This is a genomic window from Reichenbachiella versicolor (genome assembly GCF_003171675.1).
Taxonomy (GTDB): domain Bacteria; phylum Bacteroidota; class Bacteroidia; order Cytophagales; family Cyclobacteriaceae; genus Reichenbachiella; species Reichenbachiella versicolor.
Genome location: NZ_QFZQ01000011.1, coordinates 1 through 26,132 on the forward strand (window position 1 = coordinate 1; position 26,132 = coordinate 26,132).

General features: G+C 37.0%; 16 protein-coding genes. 6 read left to right on the top strand and 10 right to left on the bottom strand.

Annotation, left to right across the window (positions count from 1 at the left end; all coding sequences use genetic code 11):
• On the top strand, positions 1 to 9,653 hold a 9,653-nt coding region (locus DKG80_RS18550), incomplete at its 5' end, for a Tc toxin subunit A-related protein (RefSeq protein WP_221409160.1).
• Positions 9,654 to 9,886: 233 nt separating this feature from the next.
• Here DKG80_RS18550 and DKG80_RS18555 read toward each other — a convergent pair.
• Positions 9,887 to 10,363, bottom strand: a complete 477-nt coding sequence (locus DKG80_RS18555) for a hypothetical protein (protein ID WP_109832880.1) — start codon at positions 10,361 to 10,363, stop codon at positions 9,887 to 9,889.
• Between the two features lie 384 nt (positions 10,364 to 10,747).
• On the opposite strand from DKG80_RS18555, the gene DKG80_RS18560 reads away from it, so the two are divergent.
• From DKG80_RS18560 to DKG80_RS18580, 5 genes are all read left to right on the top strand, one after another.
• A complete protein-coding gene (locus DKG80_RS18560) occupies positions 10,748 to 12,688 on the top strand; it encodes a BamA/TamA family outer membrane protein (RefSeq protein ID WP_162555980.1) in 1,941 nt (646 codons plus the stop codon).
• A gap of 114 nt (positions 12,689 to 12,802) precedes the next feature.
• Positions 12,803 to 14,698, top strand: coding sequence for an acetate--CoA ligase (acs, locus tag DKG80_RS18565; RefSeq protein ID WP_109832882.1), 1,896 nt, complete (start codon positions 12,803 to 12,805; stop codon positions 14,696 to 14,698).
• Positions 14,699 to 14,882: 184 nt separating this feature from the next.
• Positions 14,883 to 15,203, top strand: coding sequence for a Rieske (2Fe-2S) protein (locus tag DKG80_RS18570; RefSeq protein WP_109832883.1), 321 nt, complete (start codon positions 14,883 to 14,885; stop codon positions 15,201 to 15,203).
• Positions 15,204 to 15,686: 483 nt separating this feature from the next.
• On the top strand, positions 15,687 to 16,793 hold the full coding sequence (locus DKG80_RS18575) for a proline dehydrogenase family protein (protein ID WP_109832884.1): 1,107 nt from the start codon (positions 15,687 to 15,689) through the stop codon (positions 16,791 to 16,793).
• Positions 16,794 to 17,027: 234 nt separating this feature from the next.
• Positions 17,028 to 18,320, top strand: a complete 1,293-nt coding sequence (locus DKG80_RS18580) for a caspase family protein (protein WP_109832885.1) — start codon at positions 17,028 to 17,030, stop codon at positions 18,318 to 18,320.
• A gap of 387 nt (positions 18,321 to 18,707) precedes the next feature.
• Here DKG80_RS18580 and DKG80_RS18585 read toward each other — a convergent pair whose 3' ends face one another.
• The 9 genes from DKG80_RS18585 to DKG80_RS18625 form a co-directional block, all read right to left on the bottom strand.
• Positions 18,708 to 19,913 carry a hypothetical protein gene (locus DKG80_RS18585; RefSeq protein WP_162555981.1) on the bottom strand — a complete coding sequence of 402 codons (1,206 nt, stop codon included), beginning with the start codon at positions 19,911 to 19,913 and terminating at the stop codon, positions 18,708 to 18,710.
• A 47-nt stretch (positions 19,914 to 19,960) separates the two neighbouring features.
• Positions 19,961 to 20,821: a hypothetical protein gene (locus DKG80_RS18590; RefSeq protein ID WP_109832887.1), complete on the bottom strand. Its 861-nt coding sequence runs from the start codon at positions 20,819 to 20,821 to the stop codon at positions 19,961 to 19,963.
• A gap of 43 nt (positions 20,822 to 20,864) precedes the next feature.
• Positions 20,865 to 21,311, bottom strand: a complete 447-nt coding sequence (locus DKG80_RS18595) for a hypothetical protein (RefSeq protein ID WP_162555983.1) — start codon at positions 21,309 to 21,311, stop codon at positions 20,865 to 20,867.
• Between the two features lie 11 nt (positions 21,312 to 21,322).
• A complete protein-coding gene (locus DKG80_RS18600; RefSeq protein ID WP_109832889.1) occupies positions 21,323 to 22,108 on the bottom strand; it encodes a hypothetical protein in 786 nt (261 codons plus the stop codon).
• Positions 22,109 to 22,141: 33 nt separating this feature from the next.
• Positions 22,142 to 23,260, bottom strand: coding sequence for a hypothetical protein (locus DKG80_RS18605; RefSeq protein WP_109832890.1), 1,119 nt, complete (start codon positions 23,258 to 23,260; stop codon positions 22,142 to 22,144).
• A gap of 213 nt (positions 23,261 to 23,473) precedes the next feature.
• Positions 23,474 to 23,896 carry a secondary thiamine-phosphate synthase enzyme YjbQ gene (locus DKG80_RS18610; RefSeq protein ID WP_185140182.1) on the bottom strand — a complete coding sequence of 141 codons (423 nt, stop codon included), beginning with the start codon at positions 23,894 to 23,896 and terminating at the stop codon, positions 23,474 to 23,476.
• Positions 23,893 to 24,555: an SCO family protein gene (locus tag DKG80_RS18615; protein WP_109832891.1), complete on the bottom strand. Its 663-nt coding sequence runs from the start codon at positions 24,553 to 24,555 to the stop codon at positions 23,893 to 23,895. Before DKG80_RS18615 ends, DKG80_RS18610 begins: the two co-directional genes overlap by 4 nt.
• Positions 24,552 to 25,166, bottom strand: coding sequence for a toxin-antitoxin system YwqK family antitoxin (locus DKG80_RS18620; protein ID WP_109832892.1), 615 nt, complete (start codon positions 25,164 to 25,166; stop codon positions 24,552 to 24,554). The genes DKG80_RS18615 and DKG80_RS18620 overlap by 4 nt, the downstream gene beginning before the upstream one ends.
• Complete coding sequence (locus DKG80_RS18625) at positions 25,166 to 25,996, bottom strand: YHYH protein (RefSeq protein ID WP_109832893.1); 831 nt, start codon at positions 25,994 to 25,996, stop codon at positions 25,166 to 25,168. Before DKG80_RS18625 ends, DKG80_RS18620 begins: the two co-directional genes overlap by 1 nt.
• Positions 25,997 to 26,132: the final 136 nt, after the last annotated feature.

A 26,132-nucleotide genomic window follows, 5' to 3' on the forward strand; every position in this document is an offset into this window, starting at 1 on the left:
CTGTCGAAGCTCGTGATTATGAAATCGATGGGTCTTCAACCGTTCTGGGAAATGCTAGCCCTAAACAAACAGTCACTAACGACAACGGAGAATACCTTATATACTACTCCGCTAGCCAACTAGTAGGCAATAAAAATCTAGCTGACCTTAAAATACATGCTTACAATATCAACCCGCCTGCTACTCCCCTAGATCCCGTTCCAGATGATACACTAGACTCTAACCTCGGTACTCCAGTCGTTAGCTCAGAATTGATAGTAGATGCTGAAGAACATGAAGTAGTTAACCTAATAATATCCACTGGATCTTATATTGGTGAAACAGACTATACATCAACAGAAAAACGGATTCGTGCATTTTTAGATCTTGATGATATTTCGAAAATTCTAACAGCAACTGGTAATAGCGATAGTTTAAAAGCTATTTCTCAGAAATCAGGTTTAGAAGCTTTTAAAATTAGGAGCTTTTTGAACTCACGTGTCTTTCACCATTTCTTGACAAGAGCTGATCGTCCCAACTCGAAACCTCCTCTTGTATCACCTAGTGGAAGCTATGACTTGAAAAAAGTTCTTTATGGAATTATTCAAGGTAGTGATCCGAAAGATGTAAAGAGTATCCTTGGCATGAAAAAAGGGCAACGAGCTGTATTGTTAAGGGAGGCTATAGAATCTAATTTGATTGATATAGACGATTCAGAGGACACTGACACCATTATTGAAGCTATTAATTCGGATTTTGATAATGCTGTGCCCAAAATGGGTTTAGTAGACATTTTCACTGATGAAAACGGCAACATAATTGAAGAGAAGACGCCTATTGCAGAACTCATTTCCCAAACAGGAATAGATGATGATACTCAAGAGAATTTCTATACTTTCTATTCAGCTAACATTGAAAATATCACTGAGAGTTTTTGGGATAAGGCTGAAACGGATGGAGTAATCGACGCGGCCCAAAAAGAAGACCTTAAAAGGATATTTCTATATTATACCATCTCTAGAAATCACGTGCCAATGGCTCGTATTCTATACTTGCATCCCGATAATCCAGATTTGGACGATATAGGAGATCTCGCAGACCTGACAGAAACGGATATCATAAGCTTAATTGATTCTGATCAAAACTCGTACCTTGGAGGTGAAACGACTGGTCGAATGGTTGGGGTACCGGGGGTAAATGATCCTACTGAAGTAGATAAACTCAAATACGCTCAATCCATTGAAAGCACGATAGACAACCTACTTTCCAGCCGTCGAATTAAAGCACAATTGGAAGCTCAATCAACTCCTACACAAATGGAGGAGTTAATCAATAGGTTTTTGGATGCCAATACAGGAGGAGACCCCTCTGATGATTTCAGTTTTGAATTAAGCGTCAGAACCTATCTCAAAAACACTCCATCTGCACTTGATAGCTTTACAGCTGTAGAAAAACAATCAGTTCTAGAAGCGTTATACATCTACAAGAGTTTATTTGGACTTCTTGATCACAGAGAAAAAACTTCTCAGATCAAATTCTTACTTGACAATAACTTTAGGTCTGCCACAGATATTAAAGAGATAGGAGAAGAAGCGTTTGTAGCAAGAATAAACTCAGAACTCAAACAGTATATTCCTATGCCGGAATATGCTAAGAAATTCGGTGAAGGGTTAATAAAACTGAGTTCATCAGAAAAATATGATTCTGATTTGATTAGTAGAGTCAATGAGGCACTAAAGGAAAAAACCTTCCAGCAGCTATATGCTGAATTTCAGTCAGATGGAACCCATTTAGCTATATTGGATGAACTAGAATACAAAGTAGTAAGCTCATATTCAAAAGCAATCTATAGACGTGCAAAAGCTATCTCTGGAAAAGCACTGGCTATTCAGCCCCTACTTTCACCACAACTTAACTCTGATAGTCTTGGCATCATCTCCAATGGTGCTCCAACTTCTAAAAATGATCAGGAAATCCAAGACAATCCTGAATTAGAAGTTTTGTTTGGTTCACAAGATTTTTGTGAATGTAAGCACTGTCAATCATCGACAAGTCCCTTTGCCTACTTAGTAGATATATTCAAATTCATCAAAAATGCACAAGACGATGAATCCTTAAATCTTTGGGACACTCTTAATCAAAGAAGGCCTGATCTAATAAAACTATCCTCTTCATGTGAGAATACGAATACTGTATTCCCATATATTGATTTAGTCAATGAAGTTCTAGAAGCCGCTATTACAAAAACTGGGTTTGAAAGACAGACCACTTTGTCTTCAGATGCTTTGAGGGTTTATCCTGAACATATTCAGGAGCCTGTTTATGACACTACTTTAAACTCTACAACGTATCCGTGGTCATTACCTTATAACCTAGCCAATCGTGAGGCAGATGTATACCTAAACGAAGTCAAGGTCGATCGACAAAAAATCTTACGCGTCATAAGCGGCAAAGAAGATCAATTTTTAGGCTTCGATATAGAAACAGCCAAGGCAGAACTTGGAATGTCCTCATTGCTTCATAGTGTTTTTTCAGATACAGCTTATACAAAGTTTTACGGAGGTATCAGTTCTTACTTGGACCTACAGTCCGTTCAAGAGTTACTAGACAAATCTGGAATTACTTATGAGCATCTTTCAAAGCTCATTAAATCCAAATACATTAATCCACTTAACAAGACTATAGAATTTGCAATAGTTGATGGTGTTGAATCTTGTAAGGTCGCAGATGCGTCTTTGCTTTTTGATGTAGAAGAATACAGAAAGCTTCATTGGTTTGAAAGACTAAGAAACCATCTAGGTTGGACTGTAGAAGAACTAGACATAGTCATCTCAGCCTTAGGGTCGAATTCTATAAATGACTTATTCTTTGAAAGACTAGCTGGAGTTAAATCTATTCTCAGTCGTTTTCCTAAACTTGGGCTTAAAGAGCTACTTACATGGTATGGGTTCATGAGTGATGATACTTATGAAAATAGTAAATCCTATTTTGAAGAGGTATTTCTCAACCCTAAGTCTATTCAAAGACAGACTGTTCTAGACGCAATATCCAATGCTGATACAACACCAATTCAACTAGTTAATAGTGGCGACCTAAATGACAACCTAGACTCAGTATCAGCAATACTGGCCGTATTACGAATAAATGCTAAAGAACTCACTGAGCTAGCCTTGGAAGAAGGAATCACAGGAGATGTTTGGAAGAGCCAACTAATACATCTGTACGGTGTAGTTTCATATTGTAATCATCTGGATATTTCAATATCAGAATATCTAGATTGGAAAAGGTTATTACCCAATACAGGAGGACCTGTAGGATCTAAACCTAATGACACAATAGAGTTTCTTGAAAAAATTAAGGAGATTCAAAGTGCGTCTATCTCTCTCCAAGATCTTAAGTATTGGTTGGAAAACGAATATTCTGGAGAATATGGAGGATACGGTTCCAAGCCAAATGAAATTCTAACCTCTGTACGTATAATGCTTCAGGAAATATTAGTTGGTAAAGGGCTATCAACTGATAAAACCGCCGAAGGGCTAGAAGCATTGTTTGGATTATTTTTCCCACAAGATTTAGCATCTTCTTTTATCGAATTGGTAAAAACTGGTGAAGCGTCCATTCCTACTCGCGACCCAAATAAATACGATAGTTCTGCTTATCCTGACTCAAAGGATGCTAAAATTGTTGATACTGACTTAATAGGGCGGTATTGGAAAGAATTCATTGGCGCTACCGCAACTTCTCAGTTAGAGAGTGACTTAAATAAAGACACGGGGCTGGCTAAATCAACGAATGAGGAATTACAAATCAGATACAACAAGGTTTTCAAAGCTTTTTACCCCGCTGTAGCCTCTATTTTAGATTTTAAAGGCAAGTGCTCTGCACTAATTGCTGACCTTCTAGATACAAGTCAGGATGTTACTGATATTCTGGCAGGAGAATACCTAGTAAGAAGTGACAAAAATCTATTACTGAGATTGACCAGTGATGCGCTTGTCTATTCTGGAGATGATGAAAATAGTCTTTTTCCTAACGAATTAGAAGACCTCGATTTTTTACTCAAGCAAGTATCTTTTATAACCAAACTTGGTATTCAAACCGATGAATTTGAACTCTTATTCACTAGGTCAGCTATTACTCACTTATTTGATTTAAAAAATTCATTCCCAGTTCGAAGTATATCTGTTCCTGTATCTGATGACTTTCTAAGTCTTATTCAAATACTTAGATACAACAAAATCTACAGCAATGGCGATTTTTCACTTTTAAATCTAGTTAAAAGGGCATCGGATAGCTCTCCGATTTCTTTAAGTGAATTTCATACCGACCTTGTTACAAACTTAAATTGGTCTCAGCAAGACATAGATTATCTCATAGCGAGTACAAGATTCGGTTTGACCGAGATATCGGATTATCAAGGTGTTCGATGGTTGAGTTTATTAGCTCCAGTATTTGAATTAATCCAGAAAACAGGTGTTACTGCCGCAAAGCTAGAAAGCTGGTCTGCTCAAGACTTAATTCTTGATACTTCTAAGGAGATAATGGGATCAGTCAAATCCAAATTCAGCAATAAAGTATGGGATGACAAAGGCGCTGAGATTAGAGATATCCTGAGAAGAGAACAACGAGATGCATTATCAGATTACTTAATTAGTACAAATCCGAAATTTAAAAACACCAATGACCTCTATGCCAACTACTTGTTGGATACAGAAATGGAGCCTTGTTTTATGATTTCAAGGTCAAAATTGGCGATTTCCACCATACAACTTTGGGTACAACGTATAAGGATGAACCTGGAGCCTGGTTTATCCTTTTCAGCAAAAGATATTCCTGAATGGGAATGGCGAAAAAACTACAGAGTATGGGAAGCTGCCAGAAAAGTATTCTATTACCCTGAAAACTTCCTTGAGCCAGAACTAAGGGATAACAGATCCAACTTCTTCAATGAAATGCTCGATGAGCTACTTCAAAACGAAGTAACTAAGGAGGCAGTTGAAAGTGCCTATAAGACGTATCTTGAAAAATTACACAAAGTATCTCATCTAGAGATAATGGCGACTTATGTAGATGAGGATACAAAAACTCAACACTTCTTCGGCAGGACAAAAAATTTACCTCATAAATACTATCATCAGCAGTGGGTAAAGCAAATCGACTGGACGTCTTGGGAGCCTATAGATGTGGAAATCGAAGGAAATCATATCATACCTGTCTTGAAGAATGGAAGACTACTTTTATTCTGGGCTATTCTGGAAACCAAGGCTGACCCAAGTCAATCTGTAAACTCTGTTTCCAGAACTGGATCTGAAGGTATAAAAGGTCAAACACCAGAATGGATTACAGAAGTAAGCCTTGGGTATACAGAAAAACTGGATGGGAAGTGGTCTGCCAAATCAATAGTAAGAGAAGCAAGTGGAGAAAAGATGTTCTATAAGTCAGGTGGACATAGTAATCACAGCCGCTATTTCTTAAACTACGATGATTCCAGAGGAGGTATTGAAATCAAAGTTCAATATTTACACGATGATCATTCTACAGAAATAGGATCAATTTATGCAAATCATGGCCTTACCGAATTTGATTTTCGCCCCGTAGGAAAACAAGAAAGAAAGGATATTACTAGTGTGGATGACGTCTATATGTCAAATCAAAGATTGGCGTCAGGGCCAATCTCTATTCTAGAAGAAGATGGAACTAAAACATCCCAACTTCTTAACGCCGATGGCACATACTCAATTACTCATAACATTATTGATTCATCTGAATTAACCAACTCAAATCAGCCTTTTGTAGTAGCAGACTCTGATAGAACCTTTCTTGTACAGAAAGCCAAAAAGCCTGTCAAGATTAGAAATGTTGTAGGACAAGTAAAATTTACTTCCTTCACTTTTGATAGTCATGATATCAGTGCAAAGCCTGCACGTGATAAAATTGATGAAATCATGGAGGAGCTCATTATGAAGAATATCAAGGAAGATTTAAGGGTCAACGCCATGTTTAATGACTATACATTAAACCCTACAGACTTCCTCGATAGAAGACTGTTTGTTAGAGCTATGATCGCGCGTAACATAGAATCTATTAACTCTGAATCATCAAAACTATCAAGACAGGAACAAAATAGTATTCTAAGCTACAGGAATACTACAAATAACACGAAAACTGTAACCCACACTACCACTAAACGTGTTCCTAAATTCAAACCGATCTGGGGATGGAGAAATAAGATTACAATTAAAACTCTTAGTATCGATGCTGTTGAGCTACCAAGTAACAGAGGTGAAAGAGAACGGGTAGTATTAAGATATGAACCAGACGGCTATACAATCACAACAAAAACCTCTACAAAAACGGTAGAGACAGAGGAATACGAAGACAAAGAACGCGAAAAGCTACAGGAGTTAATCAATAGTAAGAATAGTATTCTATCTAAATTAAATTCACTCCCTCTGGATAGCAGTCAATTAGACTTTAAACAATTGGTGAAAGCTGCTTTTTATGATTCTTTTAGAATAGAAAGTTCTCAAACTGGTGGAGAAAAAAACACATATGATGTATATGGTTCTATTGAATACAGCCAGTACAGAATTTTACCTTATTATCATTTTTACACAGGAGAGATGATCTCTCAGATTAACCAAAATGGGCTTGATGGTATATTAAAACCTGAGAAATTCGACTCGAGCAAATTTCTTGTAAAGCAACAAGGAAGAGATGTAAGCTATAATTTTAAGTCTCTATATGAGCCAAATGATCAGCTGGTATATTCTAGAAACAATGTACCTGTCTATCCTGACGAAGGGTTTGACTTTGCCAGTCAGGCTCCTTACAATATATATAACTGGGAGCTATTTTATCATGGACCTATGCTGCTCGCAGAAAAGTTGTCCCAAGATCAGAAATTTGAAGAAGCTCAAAAATGGTATCATGTCATCTTCGACCCTACCGAGGTAGAAGGGAATGCACCTAAGCGCTACTGGAAGTTCAAACCATTTCATGAATACATGAGGGAATTTGACATTGCAGGGATCATTAGAAAAATGGGAGAGGATGATGAATTTGAAAACCAAATAGAACAGTGGACAGACAATCCATTCATGCCTCATAGAATTGCCAGACTCCGTACGGCAGCGTATATGAAAAGTACAGTGATGAAGTATCTGGATAACTTGATCGCTTGGGGTGACTATTTATTTACAAGAGATACTATAGAGTCTTTGAATGAAGCTACCCAGATATACATTCTTGCCTCAGATATCTTAGGAGAAAAACCAATAAGAGTTACGAAGAAGGACACATCATCACCTCAGTTATTGGAAGATTTTCTAACCGACAATGTGACCTATGGAAGTAACCCTCTAGTCCGAATCGAAGCGGAAATAGAACTATTGGAAACTAGAAGTGAAGACAAGCTGAAAGAATCAAAAGACAACTTCAATGCATTGAACTCGTCATTGGCCTTTTGTATAGCCCCTAATGATAAGTTACTGGGTTATTGGGATATTTTGGCAGACCGTCTTTTCAAAATCAGAAATTGTCTAAATATAGAAGGAGTGTTTAGAACATTACCGTTGTTCCAGCCTCCAATTGATCCTGCACTACTAGTAAAGGCTGATGCAGCTGGTATCAGCATAGGAGCTGTATTGGATGGACTTTCGGGAGTGGCTTCTCCACACTATCGATTCAGAGTTCTCATACAAAAAGCCATAGAACTGTGTAACGATGTGAAAGGTCTAGGTCAGGGTCTGCTATCTGTACTAGAGAAAAAAGATTCAGAAGAAATGTCTCTGCTAAGAGCTTCGCAGGAAGTCAATTTGCTCAATGCCACTAAGGAAATCAAGAAGCAGGCGATCAAAGAAAGTGAAGAAAGTCTAGCCTCTCTTAAGGATTCTAAATCACTAGCAGAAAAACGAAAAGAATACTATTCTTCTAGAGAATACATGAACCATCAAGAAAAGCAACAGCTGAAAAAGATGGATAATGCAATGAAGTTACAATTGGCTAGTCAAGTAACCAGTTTAATTGGGGCAGCATTGGCTTCCATTCCTGATTTTGAAGCGGGAATTGCGGGCGCATTTGGATCTCCGTTCGTCACCGTTAAGGCAGGAGGTAGTAGTGCATTTAATTCGATGACTGCTGCTAGTCAAGTTTTACAAGCATTAAGTAGTATTCAATCTCACAAAGCTTCAGTAGCGGGAATAAAGGGGGGTTATGACCGCCGAAGGGATGACTGGGAATTTCAAGCAGAGCAAGCTTCTATGGAGATTCCACAGATCGAAAAGCAAATCACTGCTGCTGAGATCAGGTTGGCTATGACCGAGCGAGAACTGGAAAATCATGATATTCAGATCAAGCAATCTGAAGAAGCGGAGTCTTTTATGAAGTCTAAGTTTACTAATCGGGAATTGTATAACTGGATGATCACACAGACATCGAAGTTATATTTCCAGAGTTATCAGTTAGCTGTAGACGTAGCTCGTATGGCAGAGCGAGCGTATGCTAGAGAGCTTGGCGTCAATAACCCTGCGTTTGTTCAATATGGACACTGGGATAGTATGAGAAAAGGCTTACTAGCAGGCGAAAGATTACAAGCCGATCTCCGTAGAATGGAGATTGCCTACCTAGAGCAAAATAAGAGAGAGTATGAAATCACTAAGAACATACCACTCAGTATGCTATCACCTATTCAGTTAGAACAACTAAGAACAACAGGTACAGCTGATTTCCACATTCCTGAGGTAATGTTTGACCTTGACTTTCCTGGACAGTATAAGCGTCGTATCAAGTCCGTAAGGGTAACAATTCCTGGAGTGACTGGAAACTACACTAATGTATCTGCGAAGCTTACACTATTGTCAAGTGGAATTAGAATTAACACTGATTTGGAAGACAGTGCTTATGCCACCGATAACCTGTATAATGACGATAGATTCCGAATGGACGTCGGCGGTATTCAATCCATCGCAACGAGTACCGGGCAAAATGACTCTGGTTTATTCGAGCTCAATTTTAATGATGAACGCTATTTACCGTTTGAAGGCTCTGGTGCTATCAGTAACTGGCGTCTTGAATTGCCTAATAAATACAAAGCATTTGATTATAATAGCATAGCTGATGTTATTATTCAAGTGAGCTATACTGCCAAGGATGGTGGGCAAACATTCAAAAATACGGTCGAACAAGAAATAGCGGATACACTTAATAAATATGCAGATTGGTTGTCAGCAAATGATGAGAATCTGTCACAGGGGTATAGCCTGAAAACGCATTTCCCAAATGCTCTACACGATTTATTAAATCAAGAAATAGGTACAGACAGATCAACTCAGGTAATTCTGTCGGATGAACATATACCATACTTTCTTGTAGATAAAGATCTGGAGCTTACGTATGCGGTAGCGATGATAAAAACCAAAGGAGATGCCGTCTATACAGATATGAAACTTGATATTCTTAATGAGAGCAGTAATTCCATTACCTCAGCCACAAATGATAATAGTATTCAATCTGCCGTCTCTTCACCATATCCACTTGATTATATGGAAGGTGATTTTCCAAATGGTTCAGATTTGAAGCAGACATGGACTCTATCATTACAGGATCCTCAAGGCTTGTTTACTTCTGATAAAATAGAAGATGTAATACTATTAACTACGTTCAGTGTGTCCTAAGTGCGCTGATAAGACTGTAAATAGTTCATATGAACTCATATAGATGTGATAAAGTATGTTTTCAACTGCTTTTAGCTATAAATTCTGACCCAATCAAAATAGATACTTCTAAGTCAGTACACCATGAGTTATATTAAAAAAGGGATTGGTTTAAAACCAATCCCTTTTTTATCTCAGATGGTTGCTTTTTGAATAAATTTTTCAACCCTTAGGATAAAGATTAATTGAATTTATCATCCACCAATAATGTAATAAACTACTCTTAGGTTCATGTAATTGATATCATTCAAAACTTGATAACCTAGGTTGACATCTATTTTTCCTAAACTAGCACCAACTTCTGGAAGTAAAATCAACTCACTGTCAGATTGATCGTCATCAGTAAATAAATAGCCCAATCTAGCACCTACATAAACTGGTCCTGGAAGACCAAACCTAGCACCGGCTGTCATACTCCATAACGATGTTGATTTAGATTTAAATCCAGAAGCAATTTCCTTTCCACTAAATCGAGTGTACGCAAGTTCTCCGGTGACTGAAAGCATTGCTAATTTTATAACTCCATTTGCTCCTATAGCAAAGCCAGGGTCATATACATCACCAAGGTCTCCAGTTGGTTGAATATATGCAGCCGAAGGACCTAGTTTAATTTGGCTAAACCCAACAGTTGATAGCGCCATTAATACAGCAACAGGTAATAATTTTTTCATTTTTGTAAAAGTTTCGTTTGATCGAAGCTCTTAAGAAATATCGACATTATCAAGAATCCGATTTTTAAATAAGATTTGACAATAGAATAAGAAGTAAATTTTGAATAAGATATGTGGTTATTGTCTTCGCTTCGTTTTCTAAATAAAGCAATAGAACAAATATCTAATAGGTTGTTTTTGAAACACTTGATGCACATAAATTGAGCTTGTAAGTTCAGGGTTTGAGTTGTCATTCTCAATATTCTGATTCGTAATTTGAAAGATAAAAGTAAATCTCTCATCTTTTTATGGTCTATTAGGGTTATTGAATCAACCTTTTATTTTCGAATAATACCATAATTGATAATTTCAAAGTTTGATAGTCATTCACCAAGAATAGAATTTGTGAATAAAGTTCTACAGTTATTTCTTTTACTACTTACATTTTTAGGATGGCAGAAGGTTTGTGCTCAAAAGCAAACCTCTACACCAGAAGCAAAAATCAATAAGGTTTCTGTAAAGGGAGATAGATTCTTGTTGTTAGATGATGATGTCTATTACATACCTCATGATACGATTATTTATGTGGCGGACACTGTAGATGTATTAATCCGAAAAAACAGTTTGCAGAAGACTCAAGCGTTTTATGATAGCGTTGAGCATAAAATGTCTAAATCTAAGATTTCAAGTATGGTTTATGACGCTCTTTTTGTTCATTCGGATAAGAAACCTCACAATGAAAAAGCAAGTGAGCAGCGTTTTTCACATTTCGAAAATGAAAAAATTCAATCAATCAAATATAAACATCTACCAATTTTTGGGTCTAGAATAAGTGATACGACTCATTATAAGCCTAATAAATATACCAAACCACTAAATGATATTCATGTACATACTCGAAATTGGATTATAAGAAAGAATATTCTTTTTGAAGAAGGAAGTAATATATCGTCAGAAGATATGGTCGAATCAGAGCGTCTATTGCGTCGTCTGGACTTTGTAAGAGATGCTAGAATTATGATAAATGAGATTGATGGGAAAGCAGAGGTAGCAGTAGTTACTAGAGATGTATTTCCATATAATGTAGAGGTAAATCCTTCCAATGATAATGGAGCACTTTTGGGAATATCTCATATCAATATTGGAGGTATGGGGCATCAGCTCGAATTTGACTACGTAGATTGGACAGAATATGAGCTCTTTTATACAGTTCCTAATATTTTAGGTACATTCATTGATGGACAAGTAGATTTTTCGCAGCATTTCAACAAGAGAGGCTTGGGTGTGAATTTTGATAAAGACTTCGTCACGCGAAAAACAGAATATGGAGGAGGGATAGAATTCAGTCAGTTTAAGTTTGGGGAATTTAATTATGACCCAATTTTAGATGAGTCAGAAGAATTTTATTACAAACGAAGAAGACAGGATCTTTGGATAGGTCGATCTTTTTTGACCAATATCAGGATGCCATATTTAGGTTTTGAAGATAAAACGTATGCGGTAGTATCGGCTAGGAGAGACAACCAGGATTTCTTTGACAAACCGGAAGTTAGAATTGACACCAATTATTTCTATCATGATAGAATTATATCCTTGATAGGGATTGGTCTGACCTCAAGAGAGTATTACAAAGATAAATTCATTTTGAACTTTGGTAGAACAGAGGATATTCCTACTGGAGCTGCACTTAGTTTAACTATGGGCATAGAACGAAGAGAGTTTGAAGACAGATTATATTTAGGAGCAGTCTATGCTAGAGGTGGATATATAAGTGGTTTTGGGTATTTGAATTCTATTTATTCTTTAGGTGGCTATCGCGGAGAGTCTGGTTTCTCAGATGGGATTTTGTCTATGCAGTTTGATTATTTCAGTAGATTAAGTCAATTAGGTCAATATAAATTCAGACAATTCGCTAGTTTATCCTTCGCGCAAGCCATTAAGCCTACAGAAGATATCTTTATATCAGGTCAGAGTGATATTGGAATTAGAGGGTTAAACGGATTTTATTTAAAATCTACTAGTAAGCTGAATCTAAAAGTAGAGTCTTTGGTTTTTACTCCTATTAACTTTTTAAGTTTTCGAGTAGCAACATTTGCATTTTTTGATGTGACAGGAGTTAGCAATTATATCAATCCTTTTTTTAGTCCAGATGTATTTTATGCAACAGGTTTAGGTTTGAGGTTTAGAAATGATAATATAGCAATTTCAACCATTCAAATAAGGTTTGGAATATACCCTAGGCAGCCTCTTAATGGAAATCCCAGTTTTTTTGAATTTTCTACTTCACCACGATTAGGTATTAGAGATTTTGATTTCAAAGCACCTGAGATAATTCCTTTCAATTAATATTTCTCTGATTAGTGTCTGATCATTAAACCTTTCAGTCGTTTTATTTAATACCATATTCGAATTACTGTATTTTAGAGTTACTTGATTGATAATTCTAAAAACCAATTTGATATGCTGACCAAAATTGAAAATCTAAGTGAATACTTTCTGTCATACGAAAAGAGTATTGCTAATCCAGAGACTTTCTGGGAGCGTATAGCAAATCAGTTCTTCTGGAGAAAAAAATGGACAAAAGTAGTTGACTTTGACTTTTCTAGAGCTCATGTAAGATGGTTTGAAGGTGCCCAACTAAATATAACAGAAAATGCTCTTGATAGGCACTTGTATACACTTGGAGACAAACCCGCGATCATTTGGGAACCCAATGACCCTAATGAATTAGGCATTACCTTAACGTATAAACAGCTGCACGAAAAAGTTTGTGAGTTTGCTAATGTTCTAATAAACAATGGTATCGAAAAAGGCGATAGAGTTATTATTTATATGCCTATGATTCCAGAAGCTGCTATAGCGATGCTTGGTTGTGCAAGAGTAGGGGCAGTTCACTCTGTAGTATTTGCAGGTTTTTCTTCTTCAGCACTAGCAGATAGGATCAATGATTGTGAGGCTAAGATGGTATTAACTTCTGATGGAAATTTTAGAGGGGCAAAAGTTATTCCAGTTAAGGAAGTGGTAGATGAAGCTTTGGAAAGCTGTAAATCTGTAGATACAGTATTAGTCGTTGAAAGGACTAAAACGGAGGTAATCATGGAAAAAGGTAGGGATCTGTGGTGGCACGAAGAAGTTGGCAAAGTTGATTTTGTCAACAAAGCTGAAGTGATGGAATCGGAAGATATGCTTTTCATTCTCTACACTTCTGGTTCTACCGGAAAGCCTAAAGGAGTAGTTCATACTACTGCGGGCTATATGATTTATACACAGTATTCATTTCAGAATGTGTTTCAGTACAATAGCGATGATATCTATTGGTGTACTGCTGACGTGGGATGGATTACTGGACACTCATATATTGTTTATGGACCATTATTGGCAGGAGCAACTACGATGATGTTTGAGGGAGTTCCTACTTATCCACATGCAGGGCGCTTTTGGGAAATAGTGGATAAATATCAGGTCAATCAATTTTACACAGCTCCAACGGCGATTAGAGCTTTAGAAGCTTTTGGTCAAGAGCCAATCGAACCATATAAATTGGATTCGCTCAAAGTATTAGGTTCGGTAGGAGAACCAATAAATGAAGAAGCTTGGCACTGGTATCATACACATATAGGTAAAGGGAAATGCCCTATTGTAGATACTTGGTGGCAAACTGAAACTGGAGGAATCATGATTTCTCCACTTGCAGGTCTTACTCCAACTAAGCCAGCACATGCTACACTTCCACTACCGGGTATTCGACCTATCATAGTAGATGGAGAAGGTAATGAACTTAAGGGAAAGGGGGTCGAAGGTAATCTTTGCATCAATTTTCCTTGGCCATCCATGATTAGAACGACTTATGGTGATCACGATCGGTGCATTAACACCTATTTTTCAACTTATCCTGGAATGTATTTTACTGGTGATGGAGTCAAAAGAGATGAAGATGGTTATTATAGAATTTTAGGAAGAGTAGATGATGTAATCAACGTATCAGGCCATAGAATGGGAACTGCGGAAGTTGAAAATGCTATTAATGAACATCCTAAAGTGATAGAATCTGCAGTAGTGGGTTATCCCCATGAAATCAAAGGTCAGGGAATTTATGCCTATGTAATATGTGACATGGAAGATAGATCCGAAGCAAATTTGAAAAAAGAGATTGTATCAACAGTGAGTAAAATTATTGGACCTATAGCAAAACCCGATAAAGTTCAGATTGTTCCAGGACTTCCGAAAACTCGATCTGGAAAAATCATGAGGAGAATTCTTCGGAAAGTGGCTGAAAAAGACACAAGTAATCTTGGAGATACTTCAACCTTGTTGAATCCTGAAGTAGTTGAAAAAATCATCCAAGGCGCACAGTAAAACCTGCGAAATGTTAGGTTTTTAAAAATTGGCGTATTATCTTTTTGTTAAGATTCTGGCTAGACCAGATGGTGTTTTGAAATATGAATGATAGTGAAGCCGTCGGGGGTAGTGTCCCGGCGGCTTTTTTAATAAGAGCCGTGACCGGAAAAGTAAGATATGTGAAACTATAAATGATGGATATATGCCTAAATACTTACTTGTAGAAGGTGAAGAAAAAGCTAAAAGTATTTTCCCTCTCAATAAACTTACCAAGTTAAAGGCTGACGATTTTATATTTTGCCTAGTCAGGACTAATCGTGGTTATTATGCTTTTGAAAAGTCATGTCCCCACCAAGGTCATACGCTATCCCTAGCTCGAATCAATAATACAAATCAACTGGTCTGTCCACTGCATGGCTATGCATTTGATCTAGACTACGGGGATGAGGATAGTTATAGATGTCGTGAATTGAAACGATACAAGACCTATTGGGAAAAGGATCACCTTTATATTGAGTTTTAAATGAGTGTCTTTTTACGACTTGTAGATCTAAGTTTAAATATGCTCTTTTGCAATCTAAAATCAGTCTAAATAAAATTTTGGCAAAAAAAGACAAATCTAAAAAAAAGAAGAAGTGCTGTAAGAAGTACGAGAAAAGCATGAAAAAACAGTGCAAGAAATGTCCTTTGAAAGACTGTATACATCTATTATCTGCTGCCGCATAATTTACCTTTCTTCCCATATTTTCTATTGACTTTGGGATGACCATCGAGTCATTCTTAATCTTTACTCACCATATTTTTTATCGATTTTAAAAGTTGGCACGCTGATTGCTTAATTCTGTATTGAGTATAGTTTTTAATCACATCATGTATTTCGGCCCAGACGGGGCTTTTAGATTTACAATTGTTTTAGTTAGTAGAAGTCTTGGGAGTGGTTCCCCAAGACTTTTTTTATATTGCGCCCGTTTTTGGCACCTCCCTAGCACTATTAAATTGTAAAGTCATGGGCAAAGCAACCAGTTCAGTATTTTCTAGATATTCCAACTTCGAATTATTAGTTAAGCTATTGTTTTTACTAAGCACTCGAAGTAAGTTTTTTATACGAATCATAGAAAAGGCTTTAACGCCTAAATTCCTTGACAGGAGATGGGTCAGCAAACTGATTCAAAACACGGTCTACAGGATATTTTTAGTAGGGGAAACAATTCCTGAGGTAAGAGACTATACCAATGCTAGAAACGCTCCTAATAAAAAGTTTATGGTGGACTATTGCGTGGAAGGAGCCCAAACAGAATCCGATATACGGGCTAACTTCGATACTTACTCTGACCTAATCAATCAGCAATGGAGTGATAATGTAGCTGTGGTAATAAAGCCAAGTAGTCTAAGTTTTGATGAGGAGCTCTTATCTGGAGAAGTAAGTACTCAGCATATGGACCTTATGGATAAGCTTTGTGCTTTGGCTGCATCTAAAGGTATTTTATTGTTCATTGATGCAGAGCAATCTTGGTATCAAGGAACCATTCATAAAATTGAAATGGAGATGATTAGGAAATATAACCGTCAATCCGCAATCATCTTTGCTACTTATCAAATGTATTTGAAGGACACGCTTAATATTTTGAAGCGAGATTTAGAAGAAAGCAAGAAAGAAGGTTTTCATCTAGGGGTTAAGATGGTCAGAGGAGCCTATTTAGAATCCGAAAATGACCGTGCTCTTCAAAATGGATATGAATCTCCTGTATGTGAGTCTAAGGAACATACTGATACAAGTTTCAATGAAGGCGCGCAGTTGGCTTTGGATGACTCAATTTCTGTTTGCTTTGCCACACACAACCAGTATAGCTGTTCTTTGGTATCTGATCATTTACTTAAATCGGCTTCCCAAGACTATAAAGTTTCATTTGCGCATCTACATGGAATGGCAGAAGACCTATATTCTACACTGTCTCAGGAGGACTTTGTTATTTACACTTATGTTCCCTTTGGACCGATTCGTCAAAGTATTCCTTATCTACTTCGTCGAATTCAAGAAAATAGCGGAGTTCAAAATCAAGGTAAACAAGAAACTAGGTTAATATTGAAAGAGCTAAAGCAAAGACTTTTTTAACCTCTTATCGATTGATTAATTCATAACTAATTTGAGGGTTATCAATACTTCTAAACGGATCTGTAAATAGAGCGTACCTAATTGACCGAATAGTATTTTGGGTTTGTTGGAATCATAGGCTTTAGATTAGAGTTTTTTGATTTAGGTTATTCCTCTCTTCTGTATTTTCACTTTTCTTGTATTTCGTTGGTAGTTAGTACATTTGATGATACAATATCCATCGAATCAACTACCATGAGGTCTATTCCTGTATTCATCATCACTGTCATATTTTGTATTTCAGCATTAGCTCAAGAAAAGAGGTTGGCTCTAGTGATAGGTAATTCTGATTATGAATTCGGTGGTAAACTCAAAAATCCCGTCAATGATGCTACACTGATGAAAACCACACTTGAAAAGCTTGATTTTAAGGTGATATCAGAGATTAATGCCGATAAGAATAAAATCGAACGTGCTATCTACGAGTTTAGCAAAGAACTTGCCAATACAGATATTGCGTTGTTCTATTTTGCTGGACACGGCATCCAAGTGGATGGCAACAATTATCTATTACCAGTAGATGCAGAGCTAGAGGATAAACTTTCTGCTAAGTTTGAAGCAATAGACTTATCCGAAGTTATTGAGCAATTTGAAGAATATCCAGACAATATCAATTTGGTTATTTTGGATGCCTGTAGAAATGACCCTTTCAAGACTTGGTCAAGAGGAAGTAGTCGTGGTTTCAAAGCTATACCAGCACCAAGTGGTACTCTTATAGCCTATGCCACTGCTCCGGGTTCTACGGCAGCAGATGGTGATGGTACCAACGGACTATATACCAGTATTCTCGCAAAACAAATGATGGTTCCTCAAAGAGTTGAGGATGTTTTCATCCAAACCAGAAACCTTGTTCGCCAACAAAGCAATAATGAGCAAAATCCTCAGGAATGGTCACAGTTGACAGGTAAGTTTTTCTTTGCAGGAGGGGCTACTGTGATGCCTACTTCAAGCAATTCAACTTCTCGAGCATATAGCGGTGGAGGTTCTAGTTCTACAGTATCCAAGTATAAAGGCGGTCAAACGCTCGAGGAAAACTTAATGAATGGCGTCACTATAGAAGAAGTTCTTAAAGCAGGTCATACACCTTTACAAATTATTCAAGTAGGCTTACCAGCCAGTGATTTATATGGTACACCCTACAAAGGAGGGCTTATATTCCATGTAGATGAAGAAACGGGCAAGTGTCTCATAGTGGCAGAAGAAGACTTAAATAGAGGCAATACCTACACATGGGAATCTGCAAAAAAGGTTTGCAAGTTTGCCAATATCAATGGGCATAGAGATTGGAAACTGCCAAGTCGAAATCAGCTCTTCATGATATATTCAAATATTAAGAAAATGGGGCTGGGAGGTTTTGGTTCTGACTCCTATTGGACTAGTACAGAAAGTAGCGTAAGCAATGCTTGGGGGATTAGTTTTGGTAGTGGCAAAAAGTATGACTTTAATAAGACTTCAAAGAAGAAGATTAGACTAGTTAGGTCCTTTTGATAATGACTGAAACTCTTTCAGGGTATTCATTTCATCCGCAAAATCAATATATACTTCCTATTCAGTTATACGCAGTCAAAAATGAATTATTCGGCACAAAATTCAGTTCTACCAGTTTAGGAATGGATTCTACCGCTTGACTAATGATCTATTCCAAGTTATGAATAATTTATTCCACTCCATGTACGAGCTATTCCATGAAAACATGAATTCTACCGCTAAAGGAATGAGTTCTTCCACAATATGAACGGTTTATTCTAGGAATATATGATGTGCGATTTTTCTAGATTAGAACTTTGATGAGTGTCTCTTAACTTATACACCTTAGAAAAAGAAAACCCCCAACTAACAGTTTAATCGGGGGTATAATTATTTTATTGCTAAGATTTATCTTAATATAACTGCATCATCTTCATCCAATTCCTCAAGGAAATTATCAATGATGTTATTTGGAAGAGCCAATATAGTATAGTGTCTATCTCCACTATTAGTTTGCCATCTTTCGATGTATTCTACCTCTCCATTATCAAAATCTAACTCTACGAAGAATGTATCATATGTACCGTTATTGTCATATATAATACCATAAGCTTTACCTTCATGATACATTAAGCTAGTTAGCTGTTTTCTCGAGCCATTAATAGTATGGTCAAAATTGTTAAACGTATCGAATGTAATGTAATCTGTTAAAGCACCTGTTGTAGTATTTATTTTACGTAATATGATATCAGAGCTTTCTGCTTTAGTTACGATCGTTTCTCCCTTATCATTGTAAAACATAGCTACACCAGAAGAAAAATCATCTATTACAACTCTTTGAGTTGTTAGTTCATTTCCATTAGTATCAAAGCCAGTAAGTCGTCGTTTTTCATCACCAAAACCAACTAAAGCCAGTAACTCTTTTCCGGAGACTAATAGACTATTTATGGAGTTCCAACCACCATCTTCATTTTCATTTAAAGTAGTTGCTAACACAGCATCTATATTTAAATCAATAGAGAACAGATGTCCCGATTCGTCGTTTGATTCAGATACAAAGAACTTATTTTCCCCTGGGTGATAGACGAACGCTCTTATATCGTTTAGATCATCATCATCGTCAGTTTCAACAGTGAAATAGTCAGTATCTAGTCCATCTTCCAGATCAAATTCAAAGAATCTTCCTCTTCTATTGACAGTCAAAAATCGCATTCTATTTTCGTTGTCAATGGACACTTTAATTTCTATATCTCCCTCGACCTTGAAAACAGCTTGATTTCCAGAAGAACTTATAGGTTCTGGAGAACTTTTACTCCAATCTGCCGTCAATCCTTCAATTCCTGATTCTGCTCCATCTACCTTTACAGTCAGTTCTAGTCCGTCTTCTAGAAGAGGTAGATAATCAACAAAGTTGTCTCCGCCATCTTTAGAATAGAACAATTGATAACCTTGATCCAGAGGATAAGTAGAATCATCTATGCTAGTAGACCCAATCTTAAATGGAAGTTGAGATCTATTAGTACTTCCGCCATTGTCTGCGAACTGCTCACTGTCCCCACATGAGACAAGAGCTAATCCGAAACACATCAATATTAATAATTGGCTTAGTTTCATAAGATTTTTATTTGTTAATCAGAACAATATATTAATGTACAATAGTCTTATTTATCGGGACTCGTAATTTGTTTGACATTGAAAACATAGCTATCATTTAGATTGCCTTCGCCATCATTGATCCCCACAAATTGAATTACACCTAGAGCATCTTCCTCGTTTCTACCAAAGAGATAAATATCATTGGGTTGTATATCAACCATTTTGACACTTTTCTCACCACTACTATAAGCTTGAGTAATTGAAGAAGAAGTTGCCTTACTGAAATTGAAGCCAGGGAAATGAACAAACTCCAGATCTGAAAGAGAAATCAAAGTTCGTGAGAGTTCATTGACATCTACATCTACTGTCACGGTATCATCTGCGATATCTATAGACACATCCTTTGCAGAGTCTAAGATGCTCACGATTTCACTTTTCTCCAGATTGAAAGCTGATTCTTTGTCCGAATGATGAGAATACATAGTCAGACCAGAATAAGTTTCCAAAATAGTTCCTCCATTGACTCTCACCCTTTTGGCGATATCATAGACCTCGCCAGTGGTATGAATCACTTCAAAAATCAATATTATATCCGTAGAATCTTCAATAGTCTTAGGTACAGTATAGTTATGTATATATCTGATACTGTTTCTAGCTATCGTTGAATCCAACAGAATTTTCAACGCTCCATAGTTGACTTGCTCGTATACGGCTAGCTTGGTCAAAGACCCTTCGCTAGCAGTGGCATTGAACGTCAAAGGCACAACTGATCCTGCCTCTGTCTCTACCAATATTTGACTATTGGGACTAGGGTGCGTCAAAGACAATAGAACCGGTGTCGATTCGTCCTCTGTACATTGATAAAAGAGAAGAGATAAAATACCACTCAAGAATAATAATAAACCTTTGTTTTTCATGTTCTTCATAACACTCTATCGCTTCTCTTATTGTTCCTATTATTTGTTAAAATCAATCCTTGTATTTCCAAGCTTGGATATCTACATATCTCCAAACTTTTTTACCCAAGAATAGACGTTGTTCTTTTCTATAATCACGACTTACTACATAGTAATCGGCATCAGGATATTCATCTACGACTTTATAAGCCGCTTTCTGAACACCCTGCTTCAGTTTCAAATCCGAAAACCCTGTCAACTCTACGATCTTCACATCTCTGCGATTGAAGAATTGATTATTTACAGAGTCAATACGTTTGATACCAAAGTAGCTACGAGAAATGACCGAGACTTCTGTACTACCAAGGTTTTCGAAATTGTCAATATCTAAATCCAAACGTACGATATCTGGACTCATCTTTACTGTTCTACGTTCAGACTTCGTATAGAAGCCCGAAGTAGCGCATGACGATGCCATCACCGCCATAACTACAAAGGCAATTAAACTCTTCAAATTCATATCCTTATGGTTTATCGTCTGAAGAAGTATGTAAGTCCAAATCTAAGGTTGGCACCAATTTCCCATTCACTTTGTTCCAATTCGGAGAAAACACCTTCTGAATCGGCTTCTCTGGTGTAAAACTCCTGAGAAGTAACTACCCCTCCGATTGAAGATTCTGTTTTATACTCGTATTGGGTATTAGAATCTTTTTCTCCTAGGATACCTGCTTCTACAGAAATAGCTAATGGAAGGTCCGCAATGAATTTTCTGATACCGAAGTGTAAGTCAAATCCCCAAACGAAGCTTGACATCTTCATGGATTCAGCTGAATAGTCACCAGATTCGTTCAAACGATCTCTGATTTCATGCTTTTCAGACTTGTTACCCAGAATAATGTTAGCTCCACCATAGGTGTCCCAAAAATTAGACTGATCTAGGTGATAGTTAGCCCCAGGCATGAATCTCAAAAAGTTTTCTGATTCATTGTAAACCTCGTTACCAGTTCCTTCTAACAATTTACCTTCAGACTTCTTTTTAAGATTGTAAATCTGCGTACCTAAAGTGAATTCGATATTGTCAGTGAAGTAGTAGTTGAAGTTCATCAATGGAAGACCTCTAAGGTCAACATCGTCATCGATCATTTCTTGAATTTCTATTAGACCAGCTCCTACTGTAAAACCAAAGTTTCCAGCTACAGGTCTAGTTCCTTGAATCAATCTAGCATCTACATTTTCTCTTGTCAAAAGCTGAGCATATGTAGAGGTAGAAGCGAATAATCCTAAAATCGCTACTACGAATATTTTTATTTTATTCATTATTTCTAACTATTAAGTTTTGGTTAGTATGATTTATGGTGCAGGGTCTGGAGCTGCGGTTAATACGGTATTTACTTTATCTACGCTAGACAGTCCTTCAGAATCAGTTGCTTTTGCTGTGATTTCTACCACATCGTCTGCATTACCAGATGGAGTCCAGAATATAGCATAGTAATCATTTAATCCACTTCCGATATCTTGATTAGTAGGGTTAGAATCTGAACCTATTGATGAACCATCGATTAAGAATTCGACAGATGAGATTTCATTGGTTCCTTCTGCTACTGTTACATAAATAGAATCTCCAACTGTAATTTGAGATGGGTAAGACTCAATACTAGGAATAGGTGCTGAATCAATTTCATCTGAATCTTTATCAATAGTACCATGAAGGTCTTTACCTCTATATCCAACAGTGTTGAATGCAAAAGCTTCAAGCAAATATCTACCAGCATCAGCATCTTTCAATTGAATAAAGGCAGTATATGGCTTAGTTGTGAATGTTTCAACGGTATCTCCGTCTAACACAAGTACTACCCTTTCTATTGTTTCTACATTATCCATTGCGTTGCTAGCCGTTACCGTAACTTCATGCAGATCATTGCCTTTTGAGTTCACAGTAATACCAACATCAACAGATCTTTCTATATCTCCATAATCATCTAAATCATTGATAAGATCAGTAGCAGAAGATGTCTCCATGTCTTCAACATAAAAGTCGATGTCCCTATATTCTTCATCCATTATAGCAGCGTATTTACCATCAGCCAATCCATCTGTAGCCAGATCCCATTCAGGATCATCTGGAACAAAAGAGAGGATGTGGTATGGTTTGGTACCGGCTGGAGGAATGATATCTACTACAGTCGTGTCGGTCAAAGTAGATTCTACATAAGAGAACATGATATCAGATTCTGCTAAAGTTCTAGTAGTAGAAGAACCAGTACTTTCGCCTAATTCGGAATAAGTAGCTACGATTACTCTTTTTCCTTCATCATCTGGTAAATAACTATCTGAAGTGAACCGCACCTTAATGGTGTTGGCTTTCTCGTCCTCGCTGAAGCTAGGACCATCTCCGAGTGACTCATCGCCACTACAGCTTGAAAAATAGATTAGAGTCACAAATAGTGACCATAGTGTTAGCTTTCTCATTGTTTAGTTATGGTTTTGTTAAAGTAATGAGTTTAACCAACCTAACTATATCTATGTCATAAGAGGACATAAAAACCCTAGGCTGGTTGCCGCAAATATAGAAATTTTAACCACTCCCAAAAGAAAATTTAAGCTAATTCTAGAGCCAACATGTTACTAATCAGTATGATAAAAAACTAAGATGATTTTGTATTATTTATACAAAAAACGCATTTAGATGCCCATGAGCGTCAATATCAGCTTTCGATGGCCTCCATAATTCCTGTGTTCGCAGAGATAAATTCCTTGCCATGTTCCTACATTAGGCTGCCCGTTTGTGATTGGAATAGTAATTGAACTACCGAGCAATGAAGCTTTGATGTGGGCAGGCATATCATCAGATCCCTCGTAAGTATGTCTATAGTATGGGGCGTTTTCAGGAACGTATTTATTGAAGTGACTTTCGAAGTCGGTACGTACTGTTGGATCGGCATTTTCATTGATGGTTAGACTCGCTGAAGTATGTTTGATAAAAACATTAAGCGTTCCGATTTTGACTTGTCTAAGTTCTGGGATTTCGGAAAACACTTCCTCTTCTATTAAATGAAAACCTCTAGAATAAGCTGGAAGGGTGATTTCTCGTTGTACTGCGATCATGTACTTTTCTCTAGCAAATAATGAATATCATCAATTAATCGACTAATATCCAATGGAATAGTTCCATTGTATACTCCACGTATATGTCGATTTTGATCAATCAAAATTATGCTTTCCGTATGTAAAAAGTCTTCATTGGAAGTGATGCTTTTGCCAAAGCCTTCATCAGCAAAATAAGAGGTTCTAGCGATACTATATATGTCTTCTTTTTTTCCTGTCAAGAGATGCCATCTTGAAGAATTGATATCGTTGAGTTTTGCATATTCATTTAAACGTCCGACAGAGTCTACCCAAGGCATTACCGTATGAGATAATATCATTACTCGATCATTTGTGATAAACTCATTTTGAACCCTATGTAGGTTTTTAGTCATTTTAGGGCAGACATTAGGACAGATTGAAAAGAAGAAATTGGTAACGTAAATTTTTCCTTCTACCGTTTCGTTAGTTACTATTTTCCCGTCTTGGTTATAGAAAGAAAAATCAGTGATCCGGTGAAGTTTATCTAATAGAGGGTCATTGTCATCATACCATACGGCATTGAGTTGAGCATCCGAATAATAGGGTAGATCTATTACAGTAGTGATGGTTTCTCTTTTTTCTTGCTTAGTACAAGACCATAAAAAAACGAGGATAGAAAAAAATAATAATTGTTTCATTTCTCCTTCGCCGTATAGGGATCAATGTTTCCTGATTGACCGTCAATCTTGGTGCAGCGCTTGATTCCAAGCATTCCATATTGACGACCATTTTCTCTAGTAATGTAATTAGACCTTAATTTTCCATCAGGTCTCCATACTCTTTGCCGACCACGTTCTCTTCCATCTATATAGTTCATTTCTGCTTTAGGGTTACCATCTTTATACCATTCATAGTGCGTTCCTTGACTAAGCCCATCCTCAAAATAATATTTGAATTTCAACTTACCGTTTGGGTAATATCCTAGATGTTCACCATCTTTTTCCCCGTTAGCATATGGACGTACCTGCATCAATTTTCCATCTGAATAATATTTTGCCGTAGTTCCATGTAGTCTACCGTCATAATAACCCTCTTTGGAATATAATTTTTCATTCCTGTAGGAAAGCAAGTACCCTGAATATGGTATACTATCAAGGTAAACAACTCCATTATCTAAATAGAAGTTCTCATTCCATGTTAGTTCAATTTCTGGTACTGAAATATCTTGAGAAGTATTAGGGCGACATGAAAACAAAAGACCTATTGTCAAGAGACAAATAGGTCTTATATACACTATTACTAATTTCATTATTGCGTTTTCGTACCAGGAGTACCAAAGTATCCATCGCCATTGATCCAAGGAAGATCATCTGTGATATGATAATGATATATTCCATCAGGAAACTCATCAGTTGCATGACTATGGCCGTGATAATCATCCAAATCGTCATTTTCTAATCTCGTTCCATCTTCGACAGGACCATAAACAGGGAAGCCATCCATCAAGAGGCCTAAGAATCTTTCATCATCAGCATCTTCATTTCCTGAAGCTTCAGTCAACCAAACAGGTTCTGTATGATAGTGGTAAGTATCGCCAGCAGGGTGACCTTCATATTGATCGAAAGTATTTAGTTCATCCAAGATGTCGTCTCCTGGAGCGGCTGATTGATTAAAAAATGCCACACTATTGATAGCTACACCCATAGGGCCCATTCCTGTTGCTTCTTTATTAGTTGCCTCCTCAGGAAATCTAGGGATAGTAAAAACTATATTTTGTGCTGCAATCTCACCAGGGTTCTTTTTAAAATCCTTATTGTCTGGTTCATCATAGGTGGCGTACAATGGATCGTCAGAGGGGTAGTACATACTCTTATGATCAGGAAGGTCTTTGGTAGTAATCTTGATGGTATTTTCTGAGATTTCAAACGTCACATTATCAGAGTAAAAAAGATCTTTTAATACACTGATATCTGGGGCATTAGTATCGTTGCTTGAGTTTCCGGAATCATCTTCTTGTTCTTGGTTATCATCAGAATTATCAACTTCTTCGGTTGCTTCGTCACATCCATAAACTATTACAGCAATGCAAAATATCGTTGACATGAAATATTGGAACCATTTGCTATTATTCTTTTTCATACTTGTTCTTCATTCGTTGTGTGCCTTTTGACGGGAATTCAAAGACAATCCCTCGTTGAGCGGAAATTTTTCATGATTTGAGTTATAAATGCCTATGCATGAACTATTTAGTTTATTGAATATAATAAAATATCGT